At 42.5% G+C, this 9,484-nt stretch carries 8 protein-coding genes; all 8 read left to right on the forward strand.

The features are described from left to right. Positions 1–169 precede the first annotated feature (169 nt). The gene (locus H6F41_RS18075) at positions 170–349 is read left to right on the forward strand and encodes a hypothetical protein (protein WP_199288837.1); all 180 of its coding nucleotides are present in this window, start codon (positions 170–172) and stop codon (positions 347–349) included. 23 nt (positions 350–372) lie between these two features. Then, entirely contained in the window at positions 373–963 is a 591-nt protein-coding gene (locus H6F41_RS18080; RefSeq protein WP_190404855.1) for an NAD(P)H-dependent oxidoreductase, read from the forward strand. A 14-nt stretch (positions 964–977) separates the two neighbouring features. Beyond that, positions 978–1,808 carry an NADPH-dependent oxidoreductase gene (locus H6F41_RS18085; RefSeq protein WP_190404856.1) on the forward strand — a complete coding sequence of 277 codons (831 nt, stop codon included), beginning with the start codon at positions 978–980 and terminating at the stop codon, positions 1,806–1,808. 354 nt (positions 1,809–2,162) lie between these two features. After that, a complete protein-coding gene (locus tag H6F41_RS18090; RefSeq protein ID WP_190404857.1) occupies positions 2,163–4,007 on the forward strand; it encodes an iron uptake porin in 1,845 nt (614 codons plus the stop codon). Between the two features lie 191 nt (positions 4,008–4,198). Beyond that, complete coding sequence (locus H6F41_RS18095; protein WP_322095946.1) at positions 4,199–4,843, forward strand: SDR family NAD(P)-dependent oxidoreductase; 645 nt, start codon at positions 4,199–4,201, stop codon at positions 4,841–4,843. A 6-nt stretch (positions 4,844–4,849) separates the two neighbouring features. Then, entirely contained in the window at positions 4,850–5,857 is a 1,008-nt protein-coding gene (locus H6F41_RS18100) for a formylglycine-generating enzyme family protein (protein WP_190404858.1), read from the forward strand. Between the two features lie 73 nt (positions 5,858–5,930). Continuing rightward, positions 5,931–8,351 (forward strand): arylsulfatase, encoded by a 2,421-nt coding sequence (locus H6F41_RS18105; RefSeq protein ID WP_190404859.1) that lies wholly within the window; start codon positions 5,931–5,933, stop codon positions 8,349–8,351. A 92-nt stretch (positions 8,352–8,443) separates the two neighbouring features. Then, a complete protein-coding gene (locus tag H6F41_RS18110; protein ID WP_190404860.1) occupies positions 8,444–9,046 on the forward strand; it encodes a Uma2 family endonuclease in 603 nt (200 codons plus the stop codon). Positions 9,047–9,484 lie beyond the last annotated feature (438 nt).

Below are 9,484 nucleotides of genomic sequence, written 5' to 3' on the forward strand. Positions count from 1 at the left end.
ACTCAATCACTTTGCTCTTAAGTCTAAACTCTACTTCAATGCCATTAGGGCTAGTTTCTCTCTTCTCCAAAAATTGGCTATTCCTTCCACGTAACATCAGTTATTAGAAAATCTTTGGCTAGAGCAGAAGTTTACCACTTTACTGATTACTCATGATGTCGAAGAAGCCGTGGCTCTGAGCGATCGCTTAATTTTGATTGAACATGGTCAGATTGGACTAGATTTAAAAATAGACCTGCCCCGTCCCCGTCCCCGTGGTAGTGGTGAATTTGCTGCCCTCGTGGATAAGATTCGTACCAGAGTGATGAATCCTGAAGGTGTTTCTCATTTTGCTGCTCAAGCCGCCTAATATTCCTTTCCCTCCCAAAAAACATGACTCGTATTTTAATAATTGGTGGTAGTCCCCTTCATCCTTGCCCCAACCACACTTTTCTAGACTATGCTAAGCATCTATTAGCAAATCAATTAGAATCTCCACAAATTAAAATTGATACTTTATTAGTACGCAATCTATTAGCTGAAGACTTAGCTTTTGGGCGTTACTCTAGCCCCGTTTTGTTCTATCCCAAAAAACTGATTGCAGAGGCCGATGCAATAATTATAGGCAGTCCCATAGCCAAATCCGCCTATACAGGGCTACTAAAGTCATTCCTCGATTTATTGCCAAGCGGGATTTTTGCCCATAAAGTCATTCTCCCCCTTGCCACTAGTCATACAATTGCCCATACTTCCGCATTAGAATATTCTCTAAAGCCTGTGTTAAAAGAATTTGGTGCAACCCAAATCCTGCCCAGTGTTTTTGCGGTAGATAATCAATTACAGGATGCTGAACATTCCAACCTCGAAATTGCGATTCGGTTACAGGCTGCTTTGCAAGATTTGCTTCAGGCGATCGCAACTAATAAAGGTACTAAACCAAATACTTCATCTTCTCTTCTAGACGAGATTTACGCTGTTCATTAAAGGTTCAAAATTTTATGACTACAGCCACCGTTTCTTCCGTTGATTTGCTTCACAATCGCTATGGTATTTCTTTCCCTGATGACTTTCTATGGAATGATCAGATCAGCAATTTGTTAACCCACCGATCTATACGTTCCTATTTGTCTAAACCTTTACCCAAAGGCACTTTAGAAACTTTGATTGCAGCGGCTCAATCTGCGGCTAGTTCTTCTAATTTACAATTATGGAGTGTCGTAGCTGTTGAAGATCCTGCCCGTAAAGAGCGTTTATCGGTATTAGCCCGCAATCAAGCCCATATCCGCCAAGTCCCTTTGTTTTTAGTTTGGCTTGCGGATTTGTCACGGGCGCGAAATATTGCTGACGCTCACAACGCTACATCCGAAGGCTTGGATTATTTAGAGACTTTTCTAACTGGAGCGATCGATGCGACCTTAGCAGCTCAAAACGCCGTAATTGCAGCCGAATCCCTTGGTTTAGGAACAGTCTATGTCGGCGCAATTCGCAACAATCCTGAAGCTGTGGCAAAAGAATTGAATCTACCTCCCTTGGTATTTCCAGTATTTGGGCTTAGCGTTGGCTATCCCGATCCTGACAATATTCCTGCTGTCAAGCCCCGTCTATCTCAATCTGCCGTTCTCCATCGTGAGGGTTACTCAGTTGAAAAGCAAGCTGATGCGATCGCTGAATATGATCGGATTATGACCGATTTCTATCAGCAACAAAAAACGGGAGTGAATACTGATTGGTCAACTCACTCCACCGCAAGAATTGCTAATGCTGAGGCTCTCGGTGGACGCGATCGCTTAACAGAAGTCCTGCACAATCTTGGCTTTGAGATCCGATAAATATCTAGTGAAGAACTGATTCTCTTTGGTACTTTATCTACTCCCTTCCCAATCAAGAAATAGCGGGGCGAAGCCTCGCACCGCTATTTCTTGCGTTTACTAATTATTTAAAATCCTTGCTTTTAATGCATACACATGTGATACTTGTTTAATACTACGGCATTATCATGTAGTTACCGTATATTAGGTTTGGGTTATTCAAAAAGCTTGTGGATTCAACATGAAGAATATATTTAGAGTTAGTCCTCGATGTTGAAAATTTTTTTGAAGTTCAGTAATTCAATCTTTTCCACCTGAATTCATTTTTGTGTTCATCTTTGTATTTGTTCAATCTCTATGTGAGGAGAAATAATAATGTTCAAGGCTTCGCAAACAATTGCGCTATCTTTGCCATCGCTTTTATTAGCGGCGATCGCCAGTACATCACCTGTTAGCGCCAATGAGATCAATCCTACTGTTGAAAAAATTTCTAATTCATCTAATCAACTGGTCAATATCACTAATACCAACGTTGATGGAAATAGAAAATTGATTGATGAAGTTACCAATGTCTCAGAACTGGGTTTGAAAACTCCTTTGCCAATTTCGGCACAACAGGAACTCTCATCTACACCAGTTCCCTTTGAGCAGCTATCTAATTCACAATTTGGTTTGTCTTCTCAAAACTCTGATCTCGCTCAGGTTAATTCTGTCTCTCAACTTACTGATGTCCGACCAACTGATTGGGCTTTTACCGCTTTACAATCCTTGGTGGAACGTTACGGAGTCATTGCTGGCTATCCCGACAGTACCTATCGCGGCAACCAATCTCTCACCCGTTATGAATTTGCAGCAGGTTTGAATACAGCTCTAGACAAAATCAATGAAATTACCTCGGCTGGCCTTGCGGACAAAGTAAGTAAAGAAGATCTTGCCACTCTTCAGAAATTGCAAGAGGAGTTTGCTTCTGAGCTTGCTACACTCCGAGGACGTGTAGATTCATTGGATGCAAAAACTGCTAAACTTGAAGCCCAACAGTTTTCAACTACTACAAAACTATCAGGTGCAGCTAATTTTCTATTAGCTGGTTTATCTACTAATAGCGTTAGAACTGGTTCTACTAATCCCAGAAATACTAATCTAGTTTTTGCTTATTCCGTAAACCTGCGTCTCAATACCAGTTTTACAGGAAAAGATTTATTAACTATCAACTTGGGTACAAATAACGCTCCTGCGATCGCTGCTATTACAGGAACAAATTTATCTAACTTTGCCCTTGATGGTTCTACTGCTACCACAGCGCCAAACTCTTTCTCGCTAGGTCAACTATTCTATCGTTTTCCCGTAGGTGATAAAGCTACTGTTTGGCTCTCAGCAAGATCACTACAGCCATTTGACTATTTCCCTCTAATTAGTCCCCTCAGAGAAGGAACTTCCGTTCCTAATACTAGTTATGGACTATTTAATCCTGTTATCTTCCGTCCTGGATTTACCAATACTGGAGTCGGCGCGGCTTACCGCTTCAGCGATGCTATCCAACTACATGCGGGTTACTTTGCTAGTGACGTGCAAGCATCTAATCCTGCGGCTGGTAGTCGGAGACCAGGTACTCCTGCGAGTACTCCTGATCCAGCTACTGGTAATGGATTATTTGGTGGTAGCCAAACGATCGCCGCTCAACTTACCCTAACGCCATCTGATACTTTTAAGTTTTCTCTCAACTACATCCGCAAATATTGGACTGGTACAAATGGTATTGATAGAGCAGGAGAAACAAACTTCTCTGGGCCTACTGGTACAAACCTTGCTGTTCGCCCCTTTGGTGATGTAACTACTCTTGCCGATACTTTTGGTGGTCAGTTTGATTGGCGAATTTTCCCTAAAGTTGGCTTTGGTGGCTGGTTCTCAACTACAGCAGCAACTAACCTCACCCCTGGACCTGCCAAAGCGAATATTCTCAATGCGGCTTTGAGTCTTGGCTTCTATGACTTGTTCAAGGAAGGTAATCACGGCGGTATTCTGGTTGGTATTTCTCCCTATGTAAATAGCAGCGATGGTGCTAGAGATACTCTGACTCCTTGGCATCTTGAAACTTTCTACACCCATAGATTCAATCGCAATATCAGCATCACTCCAGGCGTTTTTGTAATTCTCAATCCTGATGCTGGCACACCAGAGCCAATCTATGGTCTGTCTCTCCGTACCACTTTCGTTTTCTAAAATCAGTAATAAAAAGTAGGGGTAATTCATGAATTACCCCTACTTTTTAGTGATACTTAATTTACGTTAAAACTAGAAAATTAAAATGACTAAAAAATTAGAAGGTAAAGTTGCGATTATCACAGGTGCTTCCGCAGGTATCGGCACGTCTAGCAGCGATCGCCTTAGCTTCTGAGGGTGCTTATGTAGCGATCGCTGCTAGACGCGCCGATAAATTAAATGAAGTTGCTCAAAAAATTGAAGCATCGGGTGGCAAATTTCTCCAAGTAATTACCGATGTTACTGATGAAGCGCAAGTTCAAAACTTAATTGCAAAGACCAAAGAAACTTTTGGACGTATTGATATTTTGGTGAACAATGCAGGAATTGCGATCGCTGGACAAATCGCCAATGCGAATACCGATGATTGGCGCAAAATGATCGATGTGAATATCTTTGGTGTGCTATATGCCACTCATGCTGTCTTACCAACGTTTTTAGAACAAAAATCTGGGCATATTGTCAATGTCTCCTCCGTAGCAGGGCGCACCGTCCGCGCAGGTATTGGGCTTTATAACTTAACCAAATGGGGTGTGAATGCCTTCTCTGAAGCTTTGCGTTTAGAACTGACACCACAAAATATTCGCGTCACCGTTGTGGCACCAGGAATGGTAAATACGGAAATCGATCAGCATATTTCTGATCCCGTTGCCTATGAAAAGAGTCAAGCGCTCCGCAAATCAATTACGCCATTAGAAGCTGAAGATATTGCTAATGCGATCGCTTATGCGGTCAGTCAGCCTGAGCGAGTGGATGTAAATGAGATTTTAATTCGTCCGACAACTCAGTATTGGTAATTGATAATGCAAAAGAAGTTTCTCATTTTACCTTTTGCTTTTCTCTTTCTCATGGGTCTTTTTTTCCTGTTACTTATGGAGATCGCTCCCCCTGTATTTGCTGCTAACTGCCCACAGGGAATGGTGTTTATTAATGGTGGCACTTTTCGGATGGGGTCGGATAGCGATCGGTTTCCTGAGGAGAGATTCGCCGATAATGTCAGCGTGAGCAGCTTTTGTATTGATAAGCATGAAATTACGAATGCTGAATTTTCTAAATTTGTGAAGGCGACTGGTTACAAAACTGTTGCAGAGATTCCTCTATCAAAAGAAGAATTTCCCGATCTACCTGACGAGCAACGCTTAGCAGGTTCTTTGGTATTTCAACCACCTAAGGAAGATGCTCAGCAATTGCCATTTCTGAGTTGGTGGGCTTGGACAGTGGGTGCAAATTGGCAGCATCCTTTTGGGAAAGATAGTTCTATTAAGGGGAAAGATAATTATCCTGTTGTGCATATTGCCTATAAAGATGCAGAAGCCTATGCGAAGTGGATTGGCAAGTCTATTCCCACGGAAGCGCAATGGGAATATGCAGCGAGAGGTGGTTTAGATGGTGCGACCTATGTTTGGGGTGATCAATATTCAGAGAAGAATGCGAATACTTGGCAAGGAATTTTCCCGTATTTTAATACTAAAGCTGATGGATATAAGGGTTTAGCGCCTGTTGCTTCGTTCCCTCCTAATAGTTATGGGCTCTATGATATGACTGGTAATGTTTGGGAATGGACTTCTGATTTCTTTGAGTTTGGACACGATCGCATGGCGCATCAACATAATCCGATCGCTGGCGATCGCCATAAAAGTTTTGACCCGAAAAAGCCCGATGAGTCAGTGTTACATGTTATCAAGGGTGGCTCGTATCTCTGCGCTCCCAATTACTGTAGTCGCTATCGTCCTGCGGCGCGGGAGTCAGAATCGCCAGATACGGGAACTACGCATATTGGGTTTCGGTTAGTCAAAAATATTAAAAACTAGATGTCTTCGTGAAGACCGACTTTGCTTCAATCATCGTGATAACAATGATTGATAGTCTTTGATTTAGACAATAATGACAAAAGTTACAAATTCTTCAAAGAGAGATTTTTGGAAAAACTCTCTTCAGTTTATTTTGCAATGGGAAACTAAAAAAGCGATCGCCCAAAAAATTAGTTTTTTAACTGCGATCGCCTTGATGCTTTCTAGCCTCCTCCCATTACCAGCCTTTGCTGACTATGGCGAAGTGTTGCCATTACCGCAACCACCTTTTAAGGGCAAAATTGGCACGACTTATAAGGAATCACAACCTGACTTTCCCCAACCAATTAAAGCTCCAGCCAAAGCTCCCAATGTGTTGCTCGTTCTCCTTGATGATGTTGGTTTTGGACAGACAAGCGCCTTTGGTGGATTGATTGAAACTCCGAACTTAGATCGCTTAGCGTCGCAGGGATTGCGTTACAACCAGTTCCACACCACTGCCCTCTGCTCTCCCACTAGAGCCGCCTTGCTGACAGGACGCAATCACCATTCCGTCAGTACGGGCGTGATTACAGAACTTGCATCGGGCTACCCAGGGTATACCGCGATTCTGCCTCGCAGTGCCGCCACGATCGCCGAAGTATTGCGTGATAATGGCTACAATACGGCTGCTTTTGGCAAATGGCACAATACTCCTGATTATGAAACCAGTGCCGTTGGCCCCTTCGATCGCTGGCCGACTAGTTTGGGATTTGATTATTTCTATGGATTTTTAGGTGGTGATACCAATCAATGGAGTCCTAACTTGGTGGAGAATACTCAACATATTCAGAAACCTTTAGATGATCCCAATTATCACCTCACTCCCGATCTCGCTGACCATGCGATTAAATGGATTCGTACCCAGCAATCGATCGCTCCCGATAAGCCCTTCTTTACTTATCTGGCAACAGGTGCAACCCATGCGCCTCACCATGCACCAAAGGAATGGATTGAGAAATATAAAGGCAAGTTCGATCAAGGTTGGGATAAATTACGTGCTGATATTTTTGAGCGTCAGCTTAAACTTGGCATTATTCCTGCGGATACGAAACTCACTCCCCGTCCTGCGGAAATTCCTGCTTGGGATTCCCTCACCCCTACCGAGCAGAAAGTTTACGCTCATCAATTTGAAGTATTTGCAGGTTTCCTCAGCCATACCGATGCTGAAGTTGGTCGTGTGATTGATGTGATCGCTCAGTTGGGTGAATTGGATAATACGCTTGTCTTCTTCATTGCTGGCGACAATGGCGCGAGTGCAGAAGGTGGTTTAACAGGCAGTGTTAACGAGTTCAAGGTCTTTAATGGCGTTGAAGAAAGCCCTCAAGAAATTCTCGCTGCCCTAGATGATTTGGGTAGCCCTAAAACCTTCAATCACTTTAATGCCGCTTGGGCTTGGGCAGTGGACAGCCCCTTCCAATGGACAAAACAAATCGCTTCGCACTTCGGCGGTACTCGCAATGGTCTAGTTGTCGCTTGGGGCGATCGCATTAAGGATCAAGGTGCTATTCGCAGCCAGTTTCATCATGTAATTGATATCGCACCCACAATTCTGGAAGCGGCAGGTATTGAAACTCCTGAAGTGGTCAATGGCACAAAACAGCAACCGATTGAGGGAACCAGTCTTGTGTATTCCTTTGACGATCCTGCGGTGGCTTCCAAACATAAAACCCAGTATTTTGAGATGTTTGGCAACCGCGCCATTTACGATCAAGGTTGGGTAGCGGCGGCTCGTCATGGTCGGTTGCCTTGGGAGCGTTTTTCTAAAACCACCTTCGATCAGGATAATTGGGAACTATACAATGTTGCCCAAGACTTTAGCGAATCTCAGGATTTAGCCAAAGATAATCCCAAAAAGTTGGCAGAATTGCAAAATCTCTTTCTGAAGGAAGCGAAGAAATATAAGGTTCTACCCTTAGACGATCGCACAATTCAGCGCTTTGACATTAATACTCGTCCTAGTGTCACAAATGGTCGCAATAGCTTTAGTTACTACACCACGGTCACAGGCATTCCTGAAGGTAGCGCTCCTAATACCAAGAATCGATCCTTCAGTATCACTGCCGATGTGGATATTGCCAAAGATCGTGCAGAAGGAGTATTAGTGACTCAAGGCGGACGTTTTGCAGGTTGGAGTTTCTTTCTGCAAGATGGCAAACCCACCTATGCCTATAACTTCCTGAATAGCGATCGCACGATCATTCAGTCCTCTGAACCTGTAGCGATCGGGAAGTCTAAAGTTAGATTTGATTTTGCCTATGATGGTGGTGGAATTGGTGCAGGTGGCACTGGCAAGCTATTTATCAATGATAAGCAGGTTGCTGAAGGTCGCGTCGAGAAAACCGTTGGCTTCCGTATTGGCTTAGATGAAACCTTTGATGTAGGTCAAGATACGGGTAGCGCTGTGGTTGATAGTTATCAAGTTCCGTTTAAGTTCACTGGCAATTTGGAGCAGGTCAAGCTGGATTTGTTGTAATTAATTGCAAAGCACATTACAAAGCACAAAGTGGCTATGCCACTTTGTGCTTTGCTATAATCCCATTAGTTTAATCTGTGGAGTTAAATCTAATGACTCAAGCGATCGCAACGAATGATCTAGACTTAATTCAGCCATTAGCCAATCCAAGAGCTTTGACTGATGAGCAGTTTATGTCATTACCTGAAGATGGCAATCGTTATGAATATGTAGATGGAGAGTTAGTCATTGTGGCAAATTCAGGTGTGGAGCATGGCTATTTGGCTCTTACTCTCGGATATTTTTTGACTGGTTTTGTGCGGACTCATAAGCTTGGGGTTACTTGTGATTCGAGTACGGCTTTTAAGATGAAGACTGGTAATAAGCGATCGCCCGATCTTGCTTTTATTGCTAAAGAGCGTTTGCAAGGGCTAAAGCGTTTACCAAAGGGATTTTTTGATGGCGCTCCCGATCTGGCTGTAGAAATTATTTCTCCCAATAATACTTTTGAGGAAATCCATAATAAGTTGGTGGAGTATTTTGAGAATGGAACTCGCTTAGTATGGGTGATTTTGCCTGATGAGGAATGTGTATTGGTTTACCACAAACCTAAGCCTTCTAAGCTTTTGCAGTTAGAAGATAGTCTTGATGGTGAAGATATAATTCCAAATTTTAGTCTTCCTTTATCGGAGTTGTTTCAAGAGTTAACTTTTTGAATATTTAAATAAATGATGCAAACGACACCCAAGCAGTTACTATGTTTTGGCGATTTTGTTCAAAATTTCATGGCTTAGGAAAATTAAAAGCCATAATAAAAATTACTGGACAAGTTGAGTAATATTTGTATTGTACAGTTATTTACCTTATACTTTGCAAAGTAATACATTTTTAGATTTCGCTATACATTAAGATAAGATTTACTTGCGAAAAAAGAGAGTAGTTTCAATGGATGAACGATTTATAGAACAATATCTTCTTAATGATCCTAATCTGAGAGAAGAAATGTGGGATAGATGTCTTTTTGTATTCGATTCTAATGTACTGCTAAACCTTTATAGAACCCATTTGGTATCTTAGGAAGCTTTGGCAAGGCGCTTAAGCATAAGCCTAATAAAGCAAAGATGAATTCTCGCATTAGCGTTGTCTAAAGTTCT

The sequence above is a fragment of the Pseudanabaena mucicola FACHB-723 genome (assembly GCF_014696385.1).
Taxonomy (GTDB): domain Bacteria; phylum Cyanobacteriota; class Cyanobacteriia; order Pseudanabaenales; family Pseudanabaenaceae; genus Pseudanabaena.